We start from the raw sequence: 20,111 nt of genomic DNA, 5'->3' as shown, positions 1-20,111 counted from the left end.
CTAACTAGCGAATACCGCGCACTCAGCGCCTTATAACAACAGTACGTTTAACTCTGGAGTTTCGCTCACTATGCAACGCCGTAACTTTCTCAAATCCGTCGGCCTGGGTGCCGCCGGTGTCGCTGCTGCCCCTTTTGTCACAACCTCTAGCGCGCGCGCTCAAGAGACCTATACCTGGGACATGGTCACCTCGTGGCCAAAAAACTTTCCCGCCCTGGGCACCGGTGCGAATGATTTCGCCCGCCGGGTAGAGCAGCTTTCCAATGGCCGCATGCAGATTCGCGTCCACGGTGCGGGTGAATTGGTTCCCGCCCTGGAAGTGTTCGACGCGGTGGCTGCTGGCACCGCTGAAATGGGCCACTCTGCCTCTTACTACTGGCGCGGCAAAGTGGCTGCCTCGCAGTTCTTTACCGCCGTGCCGTTCGGCATGACCACCACCGAAATGAACGCCTGGTTGTACCATGGCGGTGGCCAGGAGCTGTGGGATGAGATCTACGCCAATCACAACCTGAAACCGTTTGCCGTCGGCAACACCGGCACCCAGATGGCAGGCTGGTTCAAGAAAGAGATCAACTCGCTAGACGATATGCAGGGGCTAAAACTTCGCCTGCCAGGCCTAGCCGGCGAGGCGATGAACGGCATTGGCGTCAGCACCGTGAATATGCCGGGCTCGGAAATTTTCACCTCGCTGCAAACCGGCGCACTGGATGCCGCTGACTGGGTGGGGCCGTATAACGATTTGGCGTTTGGTTTGCATCAGGTGGCTGACTATTACTACACCTCGGCGTGGAACGAGCCCTCGGCGGTACTGGAAGGCACGATCAATCTGGATGCCTGGAATGAGCTACCGGAAGACCTGCAGGACGTGATCCGCGAGGCCGCACGGGCGTCTAACCTTGCCATGATCAGCGAATTCGCCTTCCGTAATGCCCAGGCACTGGAAGCATTAGTCGATGAGCATGGCGTTCAACTGCGTACTTTCCCCGAAGACGTCATGGCAGCGCTTTACACCTCTTCCCTGGAAGCCATCCAGCGCCAGGTCGACAGCGACGAGGAGTCTCGCCGCGTGTATGAGTCTTACTCGGCCTTCCAGAAGCTGCTGCGCCCGTTCAGCGATGTGGGTGAATTCGCCTATCTCAAGAACCGCGATAACGTCGATGGCTAAAGCGCTAGGCTAAACGACAAGCACAGCAAAAGGGCGCACTATGCGCCCTTTTGCTATTTGAGGCAGGATCTGGATGGATGAACTAGTCGCTATGCACCGCGCGAATGCGTCCGTTATCGTCCAGGGCGACCATCACAAAGCGTGCTTCAGTCACTTTTTGGCGCTCCTCTATGCGCTGCCCATGGGGCGGGCGCACCCAGACCTCTACATCAATTTTGATTGAGCTATGGCCAATCTCTTGTACCTGGGTGTAAACACTGACCATCGAGCCCACGCGCACCGGGCTTAGGAAGTCCATGGCCTCAATGGCCACCGTCGCCGTGCGGCCACCCGCTTCACGCCCGGCAGCAAGCTCAGCCGCTTGATCCATTTGATTGACCAGCCACCCCCCGGGTATATCGCCATAAAAATTGGTATCTTGGCGGGAAGCCAGTAATTTTAAAGTAAGCTGCCCTTGTGGGGCGGGAGCGTCGTCCAAATCGGTTTCCAGAAGAGTCATGAGTTCGTCGCTTAGTCAGTTTATTGTTGTAAACGTTGCAGGGCGCCTGCGTTGTTAATGGCTGTTGCTGCATCGCAACACCAGAGAATGGATTCAGTTAACCATAAGAGGACGCTTGTTTGAATACTCATTTGCATACTCTTTCAACTCACAGGGGCGCCTCTTTACCTCTACAGCGCCTCTTATTACGCTTGGTAATGCTGCTTATGGTGCTGATAGCGCCCCAGGCCTGGGGGCAACCTGCCGCGATTAGTGGCACCTTGGGCGCTGTGGGCTCAGACACCATGGCGGGGCTAATGTTACGCTGGGGCGAAACCCTCMCCACCCGTTATCCTGATGTAAAGCTGCAATTTCAAGCCAGCGGCTCGGCCAGTGCGCCAACCGCCCTGGTAGCAGGCACCACACGGCTTGGCCCAATGTCTCGCCCAATGACGGCTGACGAGCGTGATAACTTTATTGAGCGCTATGGCTATCCGCCGCTGGAATTAAAGGTCGCCCGTGACGCGCTTATCGTTGTCGTACACCGCCATAACCCACTGCGTGCACTAACCCGCCAGCAGGTCGACGCGATCTTCTCCACCTCTCGTGCCTGCGGTGGCGAAGCACCGATCAGGCGCTGGGAGCAACTGCCAGCAACCCGTGACTGGTCATTTGGCGGTATCGCGCTGCATGGGCGTAACCTTGCCTCGGGTACCCACGGACTATTTCAAGAGCGGGCATTATGCGGCGGTCAATTTCGCAACGATATCAGCGAACACCCAGGCTCATCGGCGGTGGTCGCCGCGGTAGGGGAGTCCGCCAATGCGATGGGCTACGCCGGGTTTAACCACCTCACCCCAGCCGTGCACGCAGTGAGCCTCTATAACGATGACGGCACCGCCATACCGCCCGATGAAGCGGCGATTCAAAGCGGTGATTACCCACTGTCGCGCTACCTTTATCTCTACGTAAACCTGCCGCCGGGCGAGGCGTTGCCACCACCTGAGCAGGCACTCTTAACGCTGATTCTATCCGCGGAAGGTCAACAGATTGCTCGTGCGTCCGGCTTTGTTCCGTTAACTCAGAAGGTTCTTCGCGAGCAGCAAAAGCGCCCTTAACGCTCAATAAAGGTGGTCAATCACTGTCATCTAACTGACACATAATTGTCTTAGGGTAGGGAACCTATCTATGCACTGTTTTTCACTACTTATCGGTCAGCGCTATGATCACCTCGGTTTTGCCATGCCTATTTTTGTCATGATAGCGACATGATCCCACCTCGTTTAACCTCTTCTCGACAGCCGCTGCGGCTGCTGCAGGATCGCGTGGCCACCGGGTTAATTACCGCGGGCGGCGTGGGTGTACTGCTGGCAATTTTGGCTATCGGCATCTTTTTGGTGTGGGAAACGCTCCCGTTGCTGGCGATTGGCGATACCTTTGCCCTGGCTAAACTCTCTCCTCTGGCGTGGGGCACCCTCAAAGCCGCGTTAGCCGCGTTGCTGTTCGCCATTCCCGTTGCTTTGGGGGCCGCCATTTACTCAGCGCTGTTTATGTCTGCGCGCCTGCGCTCGCGTATCAAGCCCGCGCTCGAAATGATGGAGGCTATTCCCGGGGTGGTGGTGGGCTTTATTGCCGGGCTTATTTTGGCACCCTGGGTAGAGCGTCATCTCGCCAGCGCTTTAGTGCTGATCATTTGGCTGCCGCTTAGTGCCGCGCTTGCCGGCTTACTCTGGCAGCGGGCTCAAACACACCTTCGTCGCCGTTTACCGCTTTCCTGGGCGGGCCTGTGGTTAGTGCCCTGGCTTGTCTTCATGGTGGCGATAGCGCTATGGCTCGCGCCATGGATAGAGCAGCAGTGGCTAGGGGGTGACCTGCGCCAATTGCTCGACCAACGTTTTGGCATGGATTACGCCACCCGTAACGCGCTGATTGTTGGCATTGCCATGGGGTTTGCGGTTATCCCCAGTATCTACTCACTGGCAGAAGACGCACTGGCCGATGTGCCCCCGACCCTGATAGAGGGCGCCCAGGCGCTGGGAGCCAGCCGCTGGCAGGCACTGTGGAGAGKGGCACTGGCGGCGGCGGGCCCAGGTATTTTCTCGGCGGTAATGATTGGTGCCGGTCGGGCAGTGGGCGAAACCATGATTGTGCTGATGGCCAGCGGCAATACCGCCCTGTTTAGCGCCAGCCCCTTTGAGGGGATGCGCTCCATGGCCGCGGCTATCGCCATTGAGCTACCTGAAGCGTCACCCGGTGGACAAACCTACCATCTGCTGATTTTGGCCGCGCTAGTGTTATTTATATTTACATTTCTGGTCAATACCCTCGCCGAGGTCGTCCGCCAGCGTTTGCGCCGCCGTTACCACCAGATAGGGGGTACAGGATGACCTCTGCCTTGCACAACGCCGCCTCTCGCCGCCCTCGTTTTAGCCGGCTCAATGAGCTATGGCCTTGGCTCTGTGCGGCCAGCGTAGCGCTTTCCCTGCTGATGCTGGGCGCCCTACTGACGCTGCTGCTGGTGCGCGGCCTAGGGCACTTCTGGCCCGCCACGCTGGAAGAGATCACCCTTAGCTCGGGTGAAACCTTTGCAGGCCAAGCCGTACGCGAGGTCGCACTGCCACAGCAGGCGGGAGATGAGCGCCTCTACTTCACCGGCAATCAGGATATCGATGGCGCTCGCTGGCACTGGGTGGCCATTGAGCAAATTGTCGAGCGCACCCAACCCAAGGACCTGATCCGCATCGAGCGCAGCCCCTGGGGGGATTTTATCGGCCGCTTGGTGGCCATTGAGCAAGGCGACCAGCGCTGGACGGGAGATGCGGCCTGGCAGCAGCTGACGGCTCTCTTGGCACTTCCCGCTAACCAGCGCCAGACGGGACAACTGCTGCTTAGTACCGTGGACGGCCAAACCCTGCGACAACCACTCGCCAGCGTGATTAGCGCTCAAGCACCCAATGCCATGAGCGGATGGCAGAAAACCCGCGCCTGGGGCGAGGGTGTTTGGCTATTTTTAAGCGAAGGCCCACGGGCGGCCAATACCGGTGGCGGCGTATGGCCCGCTATTTTTGGCACCGTTCTGATGGTGATTTTAATGTCGGTGATCGTCACTCCGTTTGGGGTGCTGGCGGCCATTTATCTTAATGAAATCGCCCACCAGGGAAGACTGACTCGCCTCGTGCGCATCGGCGTGCGTAATCTGGCGGGCGTGCCGTCGATTGTGTATGGGGTATTTGGCTTGGGGGTGTTTGTTTACGGCATTGGCGGCTCGCTGGATGAGTGGTTTTTTAACGATACGCTACCCTCGCCCACCTTTGGCACCGGCGGCCTGCTATGGGCGTCACTCACCCTCGCGCTGCTGACCCTACCGGTGGTGATTGTGGCAACCGAGGAGGGCCTAGCGCGCMTTCCCGATGCTCAACGGGAAGGTGCCGTGGCCCTTGGCGCTACGCGCTTAGAGATGCTCACCCGCATCGTACTACCCATGGCTGCCCCCGCCATGCTGACAGGGGTGATTTTAGCGGTCGCCCGCGCGGCCGGGGAAGTGGCGCCGTTGATGCTCGTGGGTGTCGCCAAACTAGCGCCCCAGATGCCCATTGATGGTGAGTTTCCTTACCTACATTTAGAGCGCAAGTTTATGCACCTTGGCTATCATTTATTTGATACCGCCTTTCACGGCGAAGATGTGCAGGCCGCCATTCCACTGGTTTACGCTACGGCGCTACTTTTAGTGTTAATTGTGCTGGTGCTTAACCTAACTGCCATATTTCTGCGTCATTATCTTAGGCGTCAACGGGGAAACGAATGCTAGCGTCATTACATTCAGCCAATACCTCTCAGGCACCAGTGGCGCACTTTTCGTCCGAGCACAGCTGCCTGAGTATCGATCACTTTAGCCTCGCCTACGCGGGGAAAGAGGCGTTGCGCGACTTAACCCTCAGCGTTCCGCGTCATCGTGTAACCGCTTTCATTGGTCCGTCGGGATGCGGTAAGTCGACGCTATTACGGGCGATTAACCGGCTGCACGACCTCAATGAGTCGGCGACCCACAGCGGTCAAATCACCCTGGAAGGGCAGGATATTCATGATCCGAAAATGAATGTCACTGAGCTGCGGCGACGTGTCGGGATGGTGTTTCAAACGCCTAACCCCTTCCCCATGTCGATCTATGAAAACGTGGCCTTTGGCCTGCGACTGCAGCAGCGCCTGCCCAAGCGCAAAAGGGACGACATTATTGAGTGGGCATTAACCTCCGCCGCGCTGTGGGATGAAGTAAAAGATCGCCTGCACCGCTCCGCCTGGCAGCTTTCTGGTGGCCAGCAGCAGCGCCTGGTAATTGCCCGCACCTTAGCCGTACAGCCCGATGTGCTGCTGCTGGATGAACCTGCGTCAGCGCTCGACCCCATATCAACACTCAAAATTGAGGAGTTGATCCGTAACCTCAAGTCAGAGCTGACGCTGGTACTGGTCACCCACAATATGCAGCAGGCGGCGCGTGTATCGGATTACACCGCCTTTTTGCATCAAGGTGAGCTGGTTGAATACGGGCCTACCGATCAGGTCTTCACCAATCCCCGTTTGCAACGCACCGAAAACTACATCACCGGCCGCATCACCTAGGCCTTAGCGACTGAAACGTCAGGAGTGCTCCATGGATATTACGAGCGATACCCACAGCCAGCATATCTCTCGCCAGTTCAACCAGGAGCTGGAAGAGCTGAAAACCCACCTGATGGCCATGGGCGGTCTGGTGGAGAAGCAAGTGCAGGACGCCGTCTTTGCCCTACTGGAAGGCGACACCCGGTTGGCCGAACAGGTGCGTGATAATGACCGTCAGGTCAACGATCTGCAGCTGCAAATCGACGACGAATGCACCCGGGTACTGGCGCGCCGTCAGCCTGCAGCGTCCGATTTACGTCTGGTGCTGGCCGTTATCCGCGCCACCTCAGACCTCGAGCGGATTGGCGATGAAGCCAGCAAAATTGCCCGCAACGCGCTGCTACTCAGCGAAAATTCCAGCACTATTCGCGGCTTGGTAGAGGTGCGCCACATCAGCGAGCACGTGCGTAAAATGCTCCGCGATGCGCTAACCGCCTTTGCCCGCTTCGATACCGACCTTGCCATGCAGGTTGKGCGCGAAGACGAGCTGGTAGACGACGAGTACAGCAGCGCGATGCGCTCGTTAATGACCTTTATGATGGAAGACTCGCGCTCTATTACCTCAGTACTCAGCATTATGTGGGTACTGCGCGCGCTGGAGCGGGTTGGCGACCACGCCGACAATCTCGCCGAGTATGTGGTTTATCTCGTCAAAGGCCTGGATATTCGCCACAGCGACACCGACGACCTCGATCCGAAGGTGCTAAAAAAGTCTTGACCTGGTAAGGGTTTCCTCCTGCAATACGTCCAGGCTGCCAAGCGGCCTGGACGTTTGAATCACAAGGAGTTCACCCCACATGCTGGATGCTGTCACTGCGCTTAGCCGAGGTACACGCTGTGTGTATCAGCCGGGTATGCGCCGCTATATTTTCCTGCCGATTTTAGTCAACCTGATTGTCTACGTGAGTATGTTCAGCTTTGTGCTCAMCCGCTTCGATGGCTGGTTAGCTCATTGGATGAGMATGGTACCCGCCTGGCTGGATTGGCTATCCTGGCTTATCTGGCCGCTGTTTGTGATTAGCTTGTTGGTAGTAGTGTTTTTTACCTTCACGCTGGTGACCAGCTTGATTGCAGCCCCTTTTTACGGCTTTTTGGCCGCCAAAGTTGAAATCCAAGCTACTGGCCGTGAGCCTATTGATGACCGAAATCTGGCTAAAACAGCCATTGATGCCCTGGGTCGAGAGTTTGTTAAGCTCGCCTATATTCTGCCGCGTGCCGCTGGCCTGTTTGTGATCAGCTGGATTCCAGGCGTCAATATCGTTGCCCCACTACTCTGGGCGCTGTTTTCTGCCTGGGTGATGGCCATCACCTATTTGGATTACCCCATGGATAACAACAAGGTAACGTTTGTTGATATGCGGCAACGACTCGCTAAGCGCTGGTGGCAAAGCCTCAGTTTTGGGGGGCTGGTCACGCTAATCACCTGGATTCCGCTCGCCAATCTATTTCTGATTCCCGGCGCTGTAGCGGGTGCCGTGCTGCTTTGGGATGACCACTATAGGGACGGCATGTAATGACGCATGTAATGAGGCACGTGGCATCACGCCGCAGTAGACGCTTATTACCCAGGCTATGCCGCTTTGCTACCTTTACGTTTTAGCTATATTTCCCTTCATTCAATAAACAATAAGGAATAAACGCATGTTAAAACCGATGGCTTGGCTGGGTGGCGTGCTCGTGATTGGCGCCATGTCTATTTCAATGGCGTCTGGGGCMCTCGCCCACGACGTAAAAACAGACGCTCTGCGCATTGCGCACCCTTTCGCCACACCCACCCCACCGGGTGCTGAAAACGGCGCTGCCTATGTAGATATCACCGCCTTTTCAGACTCCGTTACCCTGATTGGCGCCAGTAGCCCGGCAAGCAGCAACGTTGAGTTGCACGACATGCAAATGGACGGCGATATGATGCAGATGCGGCATGKGGATGAGATTCGTGTCGAGGCTGAGGAAACCTATAGCATGCGTCCTGGCGGCGGCTTTCACTTAATGCTGCTTGGTTTAACCGAACCGCTAAAAGAGGGCGAGCAGTTTCCCCTCACGCTAACCTTTGCTGAACAAGGCGATGTGGAGATTGAGGTCTGGATCMAAAACGCTCAAGAAGGCAGTGAAGCCGCTGATGGGCACCACCACTGATGACCGTTGCTTTTAACGCAAAGCAAAAACCCCCGCCGAAGCGGGGGTTTCAACGAGAAACGGCTAAATTAGCAGTTACACTTATTTTATCGGTTACCAGTCAGTGCTATCGCCTTCATCTCGGGTCAGATCTTCTGGGCTGATATTAGCACCACGCTGCMCTCTTTCCCCTTTATCAGAAGCACTGCTAGATGGCGAGAAATCCAGGCTATCGCCATCATCACGGTTCAAATCGTCAGCCGATACGTGAGCTGCATGTGACGTTGCATGCGTTTCAGGCTTGTCGATGACMCCTTGACCAGCGGAACGGTCTTGGTTCAATTCAATGGACGAGTTCGCCATTGCCAGCGGGCTCGCGACTAGACCAAAAGCAGTCGCTACGATAGCAACCTTCTTGCTCGTTTCTTTCAATAACATGACGTGCTCCTCAATATTTTTGGATACCGCTCAATAACAATAAGAACGGTCATTACTGCTTTAACAAGGCATACTGAATGCCAAAGCTCATATATAAACAATAAGAACTTACAAATCAGTCACATAAAAAATAAAATTGCGCACAAAAAAAAGCAGCACTAGCTTATTTTGCAAAATATAATTGTGCAACAATTACACATGTGACGATTTATTTATAGCCAATACGGCTGGTTCAGACATGCCTTCCGGAGAGCTGATGGAAAAATAGCGGCGCTGATGGAGATAGGAGCCGTTAGAAAACAGCACCCAAACGAAGAGGATAGTAGCTTAAGAGCGTTTTAAGTGTCACAAAAAATCAGACCCCGCATCAGCAGGGTCTAAGGACACAAGATTATGACAATGACTAGCGCTAGCTTCCTTTCCGTTTGCGGGACTCCAACCTTGGAATTTAACCCTGACCAGCGCTCTGATTGTCGTTTGATTCATTCCTTGAATCGACGTGCATCCCTATCGGTGTGACACGTTTTTACGCTTTTAGCTCACAACCTAATCGTAATATATTTTCTCGAAATTGCAAACTTTTGTTACCAAACGTTTCCATCACCTACGTCTTGGGTCAAATCTTTAGCGGTGTAGTCCGCTTGACCACTAGTGCGATGAGACTCTGCCTTGACGACATTAGGGCGGTCGCCTTCGTCATACATTAGATCAGATGGGCTAAAATCTGCTTGGCCGGATGTGTGATGAGACTGCGCCTGGATGGGCTCGTCATCAACCGTGAAGTCTTGATTGGCATCGATGGAGATATGGGCAAAGGCTAGCGGGCTGGCCAGCAAACCAAATGAAAGACCTACAACGGCTGCTTTTTTCACAAATGCGTTAAACATACTATTTACTCCTGGCGACTGTTTGATACCGCTGAAGTGAAGTGAGAGGGGCACTGTGGCTGATATCTCACTGCGGTTAGCTTCACTGCCTTGAGATTGCATATGCAATGCCAAAAACAAAAATTAAAAAGTTAATAACCAAAAATCAAATACTTAAACAATTTAAATTGCGCGCAATCATATGCCGATAAAAACAAAAGCACGCTAATTACATGTGCACTAATGACACATGCGCAAAATTGTCTGTGCCTTTATGACACACTCAGCAAAGCAACCCAGGCACAGCTAATAGGCCGCTAGACGCTAGCGTTTATAGAAAAACGAAAAAAGTACTGTAAAGGGAGTGGCAGCGAAGGCGGGTGGGCAGAAGTAATAAGGAAAAAGCAGGAGGCGAAAAAGCAGACAGCAAAAAATTAGGCCCCGCACAGCGGGGCCCGATATCAGAATAGGTTATAGGTAATGACTAACGCTAGCTTCCACTCCTTGTGCGGGATTCCAACCCTGGAATTTACCCTGACTAACGTTTTGATTTCCTATTGATTCATCCTTGAATCCGAAGCACATCCTTGTCTGTATAACATCCTGTTGATCGCTTCCTCATCCTATGAAAAAGCATTCAATGATATCTAAAAAATCATCAATAATTAGCTACCGCCATTTTCTTCAACAAGTTCATCTTCGTCATATTCAGCGTCATCTGAGTGACTGCTTGATTGAGGCTCCATGTCGCTGGCATCATCGCCTTCGTCATGGGTTAAATCGTTACTCATGCTATCACTGCTAGAGCTACCAGTACCCTGTGCATCCATTGGCTGCTCATCAGCCGTGATGCCTTGGTTCTCATCAATTGCAGTGTTTTCATCTGTTTGTGCAAACGCCAATGGGCTTGCCATCAGGCCAAAAGATACACCTAAAATACCAGCTTTCTTGAGAAAATCCTTGGACATCATATTCCACCTCCGATCGCTGTTTGTTACCGCTTGGTTAAGAAAGAAAGGCTAACCAGTAGCCAGCAATTCCTGCGGTCATCTTCCTTACTTAATAAAGTGCAGCTGGCATGCCAAAAGTCACAATAAAAATATAAAACAAATAAAATCAATGACTTAACAAATAACCGCTATACCAAAGAAATACTACCCAAGCCATCAATTGGCGCTTAAAGCTGTATAAAAATGACACATGAGTAAGTTTTACCAACCTTGCATGCCAATATTGCACACTTCTACAAATGTTGTGCGTTGGATCCTTTGCTTAATTAAMCCAGACGCGAGGAGGGGAAGGAGCAGCGAAACAGCGCGCCCTTGCCGGGATGAGATTCAATTTGCAGCTGTGCATCGTGACGCAATAGCACGTGCTTAACGATCGCCAAGCCTAAGCCTGTACCACCGGTCGCAGTGCTGCGCCCCTTATCGACTCGGTAAAAGCGTTCGGTTAAGCGGGGAATATGAACGGGATCAATCCCTTCACCATTGTCTTCAACATCTATATAGCCCCCGCCAGTAGCGCTAGCTTTCCAGCGCAGTGTGATTTGGCTGCCTGCTGGCGTGTAGCGCACCGCATTAAAGGCCAGATTAGAGACGGCGCTGCGAATTTCCTGTTCGCTACCTAACAGCCGCGCATCGCTTTCAAGCGCCACTGTGATGGTATGCCGCTGATGCGACAGGGCCAGCGCATCATCACAAACGCTTTGTAGTAAAGGCCCAAGTGGCAGCGGGTGATGATCTTTACCGCCCTGATCAATCTCCAGACGCGAAAGCAGCAATAAGTCATTGACCAAATTCTGCATCCGCTGGGTCTGTTCCTGCATTTGCTGGATACTACGACCTAATCGCGGCGGCAACTGATCGGCAATATCACTGTAGGTTTCCAAATAGCCGGAGAGCACGGTCAAAGGAGTGCGCAGCTCGTGGGAGACATTGGCAACAAAGTCGCGCCGCATCTGCTCAAGGCGATGCAAGCGGGTGATATCGCGCGCCATCACCAAGCGTTCATCGTCACCGTACAGGGTAATTTGATACTGCAGAATTCGCCGTTCATCAATCGGCGAGGTTAGCGTTAATGGCTCACTGTAGTTACGCGCATTAAAGTAACTGATAAAGCTTGGATCGCGCAGCAGATTGGTAATGTGCTGACCACGGTCATGGGCGGTTTGTAGCCCTAGCATGGCGGTGGCAGCGCTGTTCCACCACTCCAGATCACCGTGACGGTCAAGCATGACCACGCTGTCGCGCATCGCTTCAGACGACTCTTGAATACGCGCTAAGGTAGCGCGCAGACGGCTTTGGGTAATACGCTGGCTTTTTTGATAGCGGTATAAGCGGTCAAATAMCTCGCCCCACATTCCGCGAGCAGCAGGCGGCTCATCGTGTGGGTGAAGGGTGAGCCACTGGTAGAGCTCGCGCAACTGACGTAAATGGTAAAACAGGCATACCGCTAGCCCTGCCGAAAGCCCTAGCCCAGCCGAGCCCAATAGCCAACCTAAGCAAGTACCCAGCGTGGACAGCCACGCTATTCGCCACAGCTCACGACTCCATAAACGCACATTTACACCCGTGCAGAGAAACGGTAACCGGTACCCCGAACCGTTTGAATCAGGTTTTGATGCACGTCGCCCAGCGCTTTGCGCAAGCGGCGAATATGCACATCGACCGTGCGTTCTTCGACGTAGACGTTGCCGCCCCACACTTGGTCAAGCAGTTGGCTACGCGTGTAAGCGCGCTCTTGATGGGTCATAAAAAACTGCAGCAAACGGTACTCGGTAGGCCCCATTTCCAGCGCTTTGCCGTGGGCGCTGACCCGGTGGCTTACCGGATCAAGTAGCAGACCGTTAATCTCTATCGGGTCTTCAACCCCACGCGGGGTCGCACGGCGCAGCACCGCCTTTAACCGAGCCACCAATTCCCGGGGTGAAAAGGGCTTGGTGATATAGTCATCGGCACCGGCTTCAAGCCCTTGAATTTTATTATCCTCTTCGCCTTTAGCGGTGAGCATAATAATAGGAATTTCGGCGGTAGCTTCTTCACGCTTTAAGCGCCTTGCCAGCTCAATTCCGCTAGTGCCCGGCATCATCCAGTCCAGCAGCAGTAGATCGGGTTGGTGGTCAACCACCATAGCATGAGCATCTTGGGCATTATCCGCTTCGAGCACGCGATAGTCAGCCATTTCCAGCGCTACCGCGATCATCTCGCGAATCGACGCTTCATCATCGACAATCAGAACGGTCTTGGCGGTCATACCAGAGCCTCACGGTGTTCGAAAAAACTAGTTCAAAGAAAGCGAATTCAAAGAAAAACAGTTMAATGACATGTCAATGACGATAACACCATGACTTGATGACAGTTACATGMCAACCGCCGAGATTACCCAGTGATAGGCCACCAACTTAGCGCGATACCGGCAAAAATCAGTAGCCCCGACCAGTGATTATTGAGAAACGCCTGGAAGCAGGGATCCCGCTCCTGATAGCGAATTAAGCGCTGCTGATGCAGGAAAGTCGCCGCCATGGCCGCAAGCCCTAACCAGAAGAATCCACCTAAACCAACCCGCCAGCCTACCCAGGCCAACAACCCCAGAGTGGCTAACTGGAGCAGGCCGATAATCAAACGATCCGCGTTTCCAAACAGCACGGCCGTCGATTTAATGCCAATTTTTAAATCGTCGTCGCGATCGACCATGGCGTACTGGGTATCATAGGCCACTGTCCAGCACACATTAGCGCAGAATAGCAGCCATGCTTCCAGCGGCACGTGGCCAAGCACGGCGCCAAAAGCCATCGGAATTGCCCAGGAAAAAGCCGCGCCCAGCACCACCTGGGGAAAGTGGGTATAGCGCTTCATAAACGGATAAATAATCGCCAGCAGCACCCCGCCCAGCGAGAGCAGCACCGTAAACCAGTTGGTTAGTAGTACCAGAATAAACGCCGCGGCCACCAGGGCAATAAACAGCAGCTGCGCCTCGGTTTCGCTGATCCGGCCCGTGGCTAATGGACGGTTTTTGGTACGTTTCACATGGCCGTCAAAGKGGCGATCCGCATAGTCATTGACCACGCAGCCCGCGGCACGCATCACGTAAACACCGGCCACGAAAATCAGCAGCACATTTCGCCCGGGCACGCCTTCTGCAGCGACCCAAAGTGCCCACAGCGTCGGCCACATCAAAAGCCATGTGCCTATCGGCCGATTCAAGCGCATCAGCTGTAAAAAATCTGCCACGCGAGCCCATCCCTTCGGCCGCAACAGTGAACGATCCATGCTTACCTCACGAAGAATAAGATGCAGGCGCTAGCCTAGCGCGAAGGCAGGCCAAGATCATCCGCCATCGCCGTCAAAAAATACTCTTGCACTAATAACGACAGACTGCCGTGCTTGCAGCCGTGATAAAAAACGGAGCGCCTTCCCCAGGCACAGCCTTCCCGTATGCCGTTGACGCTAGCAAACTGGGGGGAATGCGTCGTTACTTCCAATGGCCCACGCACTAAACCCGGCTGGCGAAATAGCCAACTACCTAGCGAGCGCTCGCCCAAGCTCTCTAGCCGTTGGCCCTTTACCTGCGTGAGCGGGGCGACCGAGCGCGCCACCACCCACGGCGTTTCATCTAAACACAGCGCCACTTCCCGCAGCCAAGCGTAACGCTTAGCACCAATGCCCAGCGCCTGAGCCTCATCCTGTCGCGGCCAACCGACGCCCTGGCGTAGCAGCCGTACTCGAAAAGGCTTATCGCCCCCCGCGGCCATTAAACGGGCGGTTAATGAGTCGGTAGAGGCAACCCACTGCCACCAGGGGGCACTCATCGCCGGGCGGGCCGCATCAATCTGGCGCCAGCGCGAAAATAGAGGGGTTTGCCGAAAAGCAGCAGGCGTCACCAAGTTCTCCAGGGCAATAAACGGGTCAGCTAGTGTAACATGGGGCAATGAAAGGCTTTTGTTTCAACACCTTTTTTAGCAGCTCTAGTTTAGCGCCTCTTTCTTAGCAACTTTTTGGTGTCTGCATGCCCGCCACCCAAGCACAAAAAACATCTTCACACGCTGCGCTGGTGATTATTGGCACTGGCATGGCAGGGGTTGGCCTTGCCCGCGCCTTGCGCCGCCTGGGCGACCAACGCTCGATTMCGCTGGTAAGCGCKGACAGCGGCGATGACTATAGCAAGCCGTTGCTCTCCACCGGCTTCGCCAAGGGCCTGAAGCCGGATCAATTAGCCCAGCGCAGCGCAGCGCAGCTTGGCGAAGAGCTCAACGCCCAGGTGGTTATCCACACCCAGGTAAGCGCTCTGGATGTGGATAACCAATCAATACTGCTCAAAGAAGGCCAGGTGCTCGGCTACGACACACTGGTATTAGCCACTGGCGCCGCGCCACGGGTGCCCTTCAGCATCGACGCCAGCGTGGCCCCACGTTGCTTTACGATCAACGACCTAGACGACTACCGCCGCTTTTATACCGCGTTAGGCCACGGCCCCGCACAGGTAGCGATTATTGGCGGGGGACTAGTGGGCTGTGAATTTGCCAATGATCTTCACGCTGGCGGTCATCAAGTCAGCATCGTCGCCCCCGAGGGATCCCTACTTCCTCGCTTGCTGCCACCACCCTTAGGGAACGCCCTGGGTGATGCCTTTAGCGAAGCGGGTATCCATCTTCACCTTGGCCGCTCAATTGAGTCTATAGCGCTCAGCAGCGGTGAAAATACTGTTCTGCGGTTGGATAGCGGCGAGGCCGTCAACGCTGATCTCGTGCTAATGGCCACCGGCCTCGCACCCCGCACAGCGCTCGCCGAAGCTGCTGGTTTAAGCGTGTCGCCTAGCGGCATAGCGGTTGATCGTCAGTTGCGGACTTCGCACTCCAATATCTACGCCCTGGGCGATGTAGCCTGCGTAGACGGCGTTAATGCCATGTACGTTCAGCCGCTGCAAGCCAGCGCTAAAGCGCTGGCGGCAACCCTTTCAGGCACCCACACCCCGGTTAGCTTTGGCGCTTGGCCGGTGGTGGTTAAAACGCCGCTGCTGCCAGTGGTTGCCTACCCACCGGCGACCACCCCCGAGCGTTGGCGAATTGAAGGCGAAGGCGGTGATATCAGTGCCTTGGCTGAAAATAAATACGGTCGTTTGATTGGTTTTGCGTTGACAGGGGGCTGCGTGAGAAGGAAAGKGGAGCTTTCCAGAGCAGCCCCTACGCTGCTAGGCTGATTTTCGTCGCGTTCACGACTAGGCTAGAAAAGCTAACCTAATCGGCTACGCACTCAACAACATGCATTTATTTGATGTTTGATTTCTTTTCAAAAGGGGAGATTCCTTTATGCGCAAACCTGAACTCGCTGCAGCCATCGCTGAAAATGCCGACCTTTCTAAAGATAAAGCTGGCCAAGTGCTGAACGTGATTCTGGATGAGATCACCAACAGTTGTGCTAAGGGCGAAGATGTCGCTCTGATTGGCTTTGGTACCTTTACCGTTCGCGCGCGCGCAGCGCGTACCGGCAAAAACCCGCAGACCGGTGCACCACTGCAAATTCCGGCCAGCAAAAACGTTGCCTTTAAGCCTGGCAAAGCACTTAAGGACGCCGTTTCCTAATGAAGCTCAAGCTGACGCTGTGGCTGCTGGGCGTAATGCTCAAACGTGCCCTGCGCCGMAAGCCGCGCTTTCGTGAACAGTTAGAGCGCATGCGCGGCTTGGACTGGGGGATKGCCACGGAAGATCTAAGTATTGCCCGCCACTACCGGATGACACCGAAAAGTGTCAGTACCGGTAAAGGGCTGCCCGTCGACTTAGATCTAGAGCTACGTTTCCGTGATCAGGATACCGCCTTGAAAGTGCTMAAAAAGCCAACTCAGCAGGCCTTTCTCGACGGTATGATGAATGGCAGCGTGCGCTTGGTGGGTGATTCCGCCGATATGAATAAGCTGCAAAAACTGCTCAAGTATTTGTAGCGCCTCACTATCGATGGACATACCTCATCAACGCTTAGTGTACTTCCGCGTTACCCTGGAGTCTGGCTCAGTGCGCCGCGCAGCGGCGCGCTTGGACATTGCTCCCTCGGCAGTGAGCAGGCAAATTGCGCTGCTGGAAGAAGCCTTGGGAGCCACCCTCATGGAGCGTCAGCGCGATGGCATTTCGCCTACCCCTGTAGGCGAAATGCTGCTTGAGTACTGCGAACGGCGCGGTGCCCTTGATGAAGGCTTTATCGCCTCGCTTGAATCCTACCAACGCCTGGAAACCGGCAGAATATCACTCACCGTAGGTGAGGGTTTTGTCAGTGATTTAGTGGCTTCCCCGCTGCACGAATTTACCCAMCTTTATGCGGGCATCCAGCTCAATATTCATATCGCTGGCACCTCGGGCATTATTGAAGCCGTGGTTGATGATCACAGCCATATCGGCTTAATGTTCCACGAACGAACCCACCCTCAGCTTCGCTTCTGGGCCTCCAGCCCCCCAGCCGCTGATGGCGATCTTGGCACCCGACCACCCCTTGGCTAACCACGCCACGCCACTTACGCTTACCCAACTGAGCGCCGAGCCGATGGCCATGTGGGATCCCAGCCACGGGGTGCGCCAAATGGTCGATCAAGCGTTTCAGCAGGCTCGAATTGCCCCACGTCTGGCAATGAACACCAATTCCATGGTGGTGTTGGCGCAGTATGTGCGCAGCGGGATGGGCATCACGCTGCTCCCCGCCTTTGCCGTCGCCCATGATTTAGAGCTCGGCACACTGGTAGCACGCCCGGTGGACAACCCGCTCTTTCAGCGTTCCCATGCGCATATGGTCACCCGCGTAGGCCGCCAGCAGCCCAAGGCCTGCATACTGTTGCTACGCCACTTGCAGCGCTGGATGCAGGCCTTCCGAGAACCCGGTTCGGTAAGCGATCAACCAACGCCGCTACCGTAACCAAACGCCACGCTGGCCTCTGGCGCCGTTTCCACCCAGACGCTTTGTGGCACAGTATATTCGCGCAGGCCATCCAAGCCGCTGGAGCGACCAAAGCCGCTATCGCCAAAGCCACCAAACGGTGACATGACGCTGATTGCTTTATAGCTATTGATCCACACGGTACCCGCACGCAGTTGCCCGGCGACACGATGAGCCCGGGCCACATCCTGGCTCCATACCGCACCGGCCAAACCAAAGCGTGTTTCGTTAGCGAGTTGAATAGCCTCAGCTTCATCGTCAAAGGCCATGGCTACCAGCACCGGGCCAAACACCTCTTGCTGGGCAATTTCCATATCTGCGGTGACATCGACCAGTACGGKAGGGGCGATAAAGTAGCCTTGGGCCTCGTCAGGCAGTCCTACCGGGCGCTTGCCGCCGGTCAATAGCCGCGCTCCAGCGGCTACCGCCGCGTCAATCATGCGCGTTACCTGCTCAAACTGACGGCGATTCTGCAGAGGGCCCATACGCGTCGCTTCATCGCTGGGCAGGCCGACCGGAATCTGTTCTGCTGCGCGCGCTAGGCGGGTGGTAACCTGCTCAAATACCGCGCGCTCAATCAGCAGCCGCGAACCCGCCACACAGCTCTGGCCGGCCGCGGCAAAAATCGCCGCCTGGGCTCCTGCCACGGCCTCATCCAGCTTGGCATCGGCAAATACGATGTTGGCTGATTTGCCCCCCAGTTCTAACACGCTGGGCACCAACCGTCGTGCACCCGCCTCGGCAATCAGGCGGCCACTTTGGGGCGAGCCGACAAACACCAGCTTGCTGATGGTGGAGTGATCGGTCAGCGCCGCACCAGTCGTTTTGCCCAGCCCGTTGACGATATTGATMAGCCCTTTAGGGAGCCCGCCGCTTTCAAGTAACTTGGCAATCACCACTGATGAGAACGGGGTTAACTCAGAGGGCTTCAATACGGCTGCGTTACCTGCGGCAATGGSCGGGGCCAGCTGCCAGGCACAGGTAAACATCGGCGCGTTCCAGGGGGTAATTTGCCCCACCACGCCATAGGGCACGTGGCGCACATAGTTAAGATGCGAAGKGGGCACTGGAATCACTTCGCCGTGCTGCTTGTCGCACCAGCCTGCATAGTATTCAAACATCTCGCGCACTTTGCCAACTTCGGCCCGACAGTCGCGAACCGGCTTACCGGCAACGACACTTTCCAGCTGCGCCAGCGCCTCTTCATGGCCCTCAAGGCCGCGAAGTGCCGCATTCATGCGTCGCCCTCGCTCGCTGGCGGTTAATGTCATCCATTCACGCTGGCCTCGCTGGGCAGCGTGAGTAGCTCGCTCAATCAACGCAGCCCCCGCATCGCGGTAGCTCACCAGCGTTTCGCCTGTGGCCGGGTTAGTCAGGGTGATCGATTCCCCTTCTCCCGCGACTAATTCACCGTTAACCCAATTACTCAGTGGCGTGGCAGCGGCTAATCCGAAACCTTCGAGCAGTTCGGTAAGATGATCACTAGCGTGTTGGCTGAGTGCGTTCATTGGTTGCCCTCCGCTTGAGTGGCGCGCGCTAAAATCGGCGTGGTGATATGGTTAAAGTCGTCGCTATCGGCGGGGTTATCGGCGTTGGCGTGCCAGGCATCAACTACGGCTTGCAACAGGATCGCCGGAATTCCCAACTGCTCGGCGGCATCGCGCGCTAAGCGCAGGTCTTTTCGCATCAAGCCGGTGGTAAAACCTGAATCAAAACGCTCGTTCACTATCCACTCGGGGAAATTCACCTCGCTTATCGCGCTGCGCCCCGAGCCGCTATTGATGCCCGCCAAACAGGCAGTGGGATCAACGCCCGCCTTGGCTGCCATAGCAACGGCTTCGGCGGTGGTCAGCAAGTGCGCCGCACACAGGTAATTATTGGCGAGCTTGACCACATGGCCACTGCCTGGGCCACCCACATGGGTGCGCTTGGCTGACATCGCCTCTAGCATCGGCATCACCCGATCAATAGTGGCCTCATCGCCCCCTAACAGCATGCCCAGCTTGCCGCTGGCAGCACCTTTCGGGCCGCCGCTTACCGGCGCGTCTAGCCATTGAAGGCCCGCTGCGGTTACTTTTTCGGCCAGTTCTCGACTAACCTGAGGATCACTTGTCGACGTATCAACAATCACGCTGCTTTTTGGCGCCAGCGTAAGTAAGCCCGGTGATTTCTCAATCACTTCGCGCACATGGGCGGAAGTAGGCAGCGACAGCAGGTACACATCGCTTGCAGGCAGTTCTTCGGGTGCCACTACGGCTAAGCCTTGGGCAGCAAGCCGCAAACGCGCTGGCTCAAATAGATCGCTACCCGTTACTTCAAACCCTGCTGCTTTAAGGGTGAGCGCCATATTGCCACCCATCTGCCCCAGCCCGATGACGGTAATGGTTAAAGGCTCAGTTATTAAAGACATCCTAAAACTCCCTAAGCGCCTTTTTGATAACGAGACGCTATGTTTGGTATAGATATTTGGCGTAGAC

At 55.3% G+C, this 20,111-nt stretch carries 23 protein-coding genes; 13 read left to right on the top strand and 10 right to left on the bottom strand.

All coding sequences use genetic code 11. The features are described from left to right. Positions 1-70: 70 nt before the first annotated feature. A complete protein-coding gene (locus HALO_RS00265) occupies positions 71-1,165 on the top strand; it encodes a TRAP transporter substrate-binding protein (RefSeq protein WP_050712797.1) in 1,095 nt (364 codons plus the stop codon). A gap of 82 nt (positions 1,166-1,247) precedes the next feature. Here the strand turns inward: HALO_RS00265 and HALO_RS00260 are convergent, their stop codons facing one another. Continuing rightward, positions 1,248-1,664, bottom strand: a complete 417-nt coding sequence (locus tag HALO_RS00260; RefSeq protein WP_035582212.1) for an acyl-CoA thioesterase — start codon at positions 1,662-1,664, stop codon at positions 1,248-1,250. Between the two features lie 197 nt (positions 1,665-1,861). On the opposite strand from HALO_RS00260, the gene HALO_RS00255 reads away from it, so the two are divergent. The 7 genes from HALO_RS00255 to HALO_RS00225 all read left to right on the top strand — a co-directional run bounded on the left by HALO_RS00255 (position 1,862) and on the right by HALO_RS00225 (position 8,435). Continuing rightward, positions 1,862-2,761, top strand: a complete 900-nt coding sequence (locus HALO_RS00255) for a PstS family phosphate ABC transporter substrate-binding protein (RefSeq protein ID WP_050712796.1) — start codon at positions 1,862-1,864, stop codon at positions 2,759-2,761. 150 nt (positions 2,762-2,911) lie between these two features. After that, entirely contained in the window at positions 2,912-4,030 is a 1,119-nt protein-coding gene (locus HALO_RS00250; protein WP_050712795.1) for an ABC transporter permease subunit, read from the top strand. Beyond that, a complete protein-coding gene (gene pstA / locus HALO_RS00245; protein ID WP_050712794.1) occupies positions 4,027-5,451 on the top strand; it encodes a phosphate ABC transporter permease PstA in 1,425 nt (474 codons plus the stop codon). Before HALO_RS00250 ends, pstA begins: the two co-directional genes overlap by 4 nt. Next, positions 5,445-6,260 carry a phosphate ABC transporter ATP-binding protein PstB gene (gene pstB, locus HALO_RS00240; protein WP_035582222.1) on the top strand — a complete coding sequence of 272 codons (816 nt, stop codon included), beginning with the start codon at positions 5,445-5,447 and terminating at the stop codon, positions 6,258-6,260. Before pstA ends, pstB begins: the two co-directional genes overlap by 7 nt. A 31-nt stretch (positions 6,261-6,291) precedes the next feature. Beyond that, positions 6,292-7,017 carry a phosphate signaling complex protein PhoU gene (gene phoU, locus HALO_RS00235; protein ID WP_050712793.1) on the top strand — a complete coding sequence of 242 codons (726 nt, stop codon included), beginning with the start codon at positions 6,292-6,294 and terminating at the stop codon, positions 7,015-7,017. A 79-nt stretch (positions 7,018-7,096) separates the two neighbouring features. Continuing rightward, positions 7,097-7,813, top strand: a complete 717-nt coding sequence (gene cysZ / locus HALO_RS00230; protein ID WP_050712792.1) for a sulfate transporter CysZ — start codon at positions 7,097-7,099, stop codon at positions 7,811-7,813. Between the two features lie 127 nt (positions 7,814-7,940). After that, complete coding sequence (locus tag HALO_RS00225) at positions 7,941-8,435, top strand: copper chaperone PCu(A)C (RefSeq protein WP_050712791.1); 495 nt, start codon at positions 7,941-7,943, stop codon at positions 8,433-8,435. Between the two features lie 93 nt (positions 8,436-8,528). Here HALO_RS00225 and HALO_RS00220 read toward each other — a convergent pair whose 3' ends face one another. The 7 genes from HALO_RS00220 to HALO_RS00190 form a co-directional block, all read right to left on the bottom strand. After that, positions 8,529-8,852, bottom strand: a complete 324-nt coding sequence (locus HALO_RS00220; protein WP_050712790.1) for a hypothetical protein — start codon at positions 8,850-8,852, stop codon at positions 8,529-8,531. A gap of 584 nt (positions 8,853-9,436) precedes the next feature. After that, a complete protein-coding gene (locus tag HALO_RS00215) occupies positions 9,437-9,739 on the bottom strand; it encodes a hypothetical protein (RefSeq protein ID WP_035582232.1) in 303 nt (100 codons plus the stop codon). Between the two features lie 644 nt (positions 9,740-10,383). Next, complete coding sequence (locus tag HALO_RS00210; RefSeq protein ID WP_035582233.1) at positions 10,384-10,689, bottom strand: hypothetical protein; 306 nt, start codon at positions 10,687-10,689, stop codon at positions 10,384-10,386. Between the two features lie 305 nt (positions 10,690-10,994). Next, entirely contained in the window at positions 10,995-12,281 is a 1,287-nt protein-coding gene (gene phoR, locus HALO_RS00205; RefSeq protein ID WP_050712789.1) for a phosphate regulon sensor histidine kinase PhoR, read from the bottom strand. A 2-nt stretch (positions 12,282-12,283) separates the two neighbouring features. After that, entirely contained in the window at positions 12,284-12,973 is a 690-nt protein-coding gene (gene phoB, locus HALO_RS00200) for a phosphate regulon transcriptional regulator PhoB (protein ID WP_007112280.1), read from the bottom strand. Positions 12,974-13,098: 125 nt separating this feature from the next. Continuing rightward, on the bottom strand, positions 13,099-13,989 hold the full coding sequence (ubiA, locus tag HALO_RS00195) for a 4-hydroxybenzoate octaprenyltransferase (protein WP_050712788.1): 891 nt from the start codon (positions 13,987-13,989) through the stop codon (positions 13,099-13,101). Between the two features lie 35 nt (positions 13,990-14,024). Next, positions 14,025-14,648: a chorismate--pyruvate lyase family protein gene (locus HALO_RS00190; protein ID WP_035582241.1), complete on the bottom strand. Its 624-nt coding sequence runs from the start codon at positions 14,646-14,648 to the stop codon at positions 14,025-14,027. Between the two features lie 77 nt (positions 14,649-14,725). On the opposite strand from HALO_RS00190, the gene HALO_RS00185 reads away from it, so the two are divergent. From HALO_RS00185 to HALO_RS23400, 5 genes are all read left to right on the top strand, one after another. Then, on the top strand, positions 14,726-15,916 hold the full coding sequence (locus tag HALO_RS00185; RefSeq protein ID WP_050712786.1) for an NAD(P)/FAD-dependent oxidoreductase: 1,191 nt from the start codon (positions 14,726-14,728) through the stop codon (positions 15,914-15,916). 109 nt (positions 15,917-16,025) lie between these two features. After that, positions 16,026-16,298 carry an HU family DNA-binding protein gene (locus HALO_RS00180; RefSeq protein WP_035582245.1) on the top strand — a complete coding sequence of 91 codons (273 nt, stop codon included), beginning with the start codon at positions 16,026-16,028 and terminating at the stop codon, positions 16,296-16,298. Further along, entirely contained in the window at positions 16,298-16,654 is a 357-nt protein-coding gene (locus HALO_RS00175) for a hypothetical protein (RefSeq protein ID WP_050712785.1), read from the top strand. Before HALO_RS00180 ends, HALO_RS00175 begins: the two co-directional genes overlap by 1 nt. 13 nt (positions 16,655-16,667) lie before the next feature. Then, positions 16,668-17,204 carry a LysR family transcriptional regulator gene (locus HALO_RS23405; RefSeq protein ID WP_231896776.1) on the top strand — a complete coding sequence of 179 codons (537 nt, stop codon included), beginning with the start codon at positions 16,668-16,670 and terminating at the stop codon, positions 17,202-17,204. Then, complete coding sequence (locus HALO_RS23400) at positions 17,170-17,613, top strand: substrate-binding domain-containing protein (RefSeq protein ID WP_231896775.1); 444 nt, start codon at positions 17,170-17,172, stop codon at positions 17,611-17,613. Before HALO_RS23405 ends, HALO_RS23400 begins: the two co-directional genes overlap by 35 nt. Here HALO_RS23400 and HALO_RS00165 read toward each other — a convergent pair. Both HALO_RS00165 and HALO_RS00160 read right to left on the bottom strand, forming a co-directional pair. Continuing rightward, positions 17,592-19,142 carry an aldehyde dehydrogenase family protein gene (locus HALO_RS00165; protein ID WP_050712784.1) on the bottom strand — a complete coding sequence of 517 codons (1,551 nt, stop codon included), beginning with the start codon at positions 19,140-19,142 and terminating at the stop codon, positions 17,592-17,594. The genes HALO_RS23400 and HALO_RS00165 overlap by 22 nt on opposite strands. Then, on the bottom strand, positions 19,139-20,044 hold the full coding sequence (locus HALO_RS00160) for an NAD(P)-dependent oxidoreductase (RefSeq protein ID WP_035582256.1): 906 nt from the start codon (positions 20,042-20,044) through the stop codon (positions 19,139-19,141). The genes HALO_RS00165 and HALO_RS00160 overlap by 4 nt, the downstream gene beginning before the upstream one ends. Between the last annotated feature and the right edge of the window lie 67 nt (positions 20,045-20,111).

The sequence above is a fragment of the Halomonas sp. R57-5 genome (genome assembly GCF_900070345.1).
Lineage (GTDB): Bacteria > Pseudomonadota > Gammaproteobacteria > Pseudomonadales > Halomonadaceae > Vreelandella > Vreelandella ventosae_B.
Note: the sequence above shows the minus strand (reverse complement) of the source record. Positions and strands in the feature narration are given on the sequence as shown.

Excerpts from the sequence above, each read along its gene's own strand:
- phoB (WP_007112280.1), bottom strand. The coding sequence starts at position 12,973 with ATGACCGCCAAGACCGTTCTGATTGTCGATGATGAAGCGTCGATTCGC.
- pstB (WP_035582222.1), top strand. The coding sequence starts at position 5,445 with ATGCTAGCGTCATTACATTCAGCCAATACCTCTCAGGCACCAGTGGCG.
- HALO_RS00260 (WP_035582212.1), bottom strand. The coding sequence starts at position 1,664 with ATGACTCTTCTGGAAACCGATTTGGACGACGCTCCCGCCCCACAAGGG.
- HALO_RS00265 (WP_050712797.1), top strand. The coding sequence starts at position 71 with ATGCAACGCCGTAACTTTCTCAAATCCGTCGGCCTGGGTGCCGCCGGT.
- HALO_RS00210 (WP_035582233.1), bottom strand. The coding sequence starts at position 10,689 with ATGATGTCCAAGGATTTTCTCAAGAAAGCTGGTATTTTAGGTGTATCT.
- HALO_RS23400 (WP_231896775.1), top strand. The coding sequence starts at position 17,170 with ATGGCGATCTTGGCACCCGACCACCCCTTGGCTAACCACGCCACGCCA.
- HALO_RS00215 (WP_035582232.1), bottom strand. The coding sequence starts at position 9,739 with ATGTTTAACGCATTTGTGAAAAAAGCAGCCGTTGTAGGTCTTTCATTT.
- HALO_RS00180 (WP_035582245.1), top strand. The coding sequence starts at position 16,026 with ATGCGCAAACCTGAACTCGCTGCAGCCATCGCTGAAAATGCCGACCTT.
- HALO_RS00160 (WP_035582256.1), bottom strand. The coding sequence starts at position 20,044 with ATGTCTTTAATAACTGAGCCTTTAACCATTACCGTCATCGGGCTGGGG.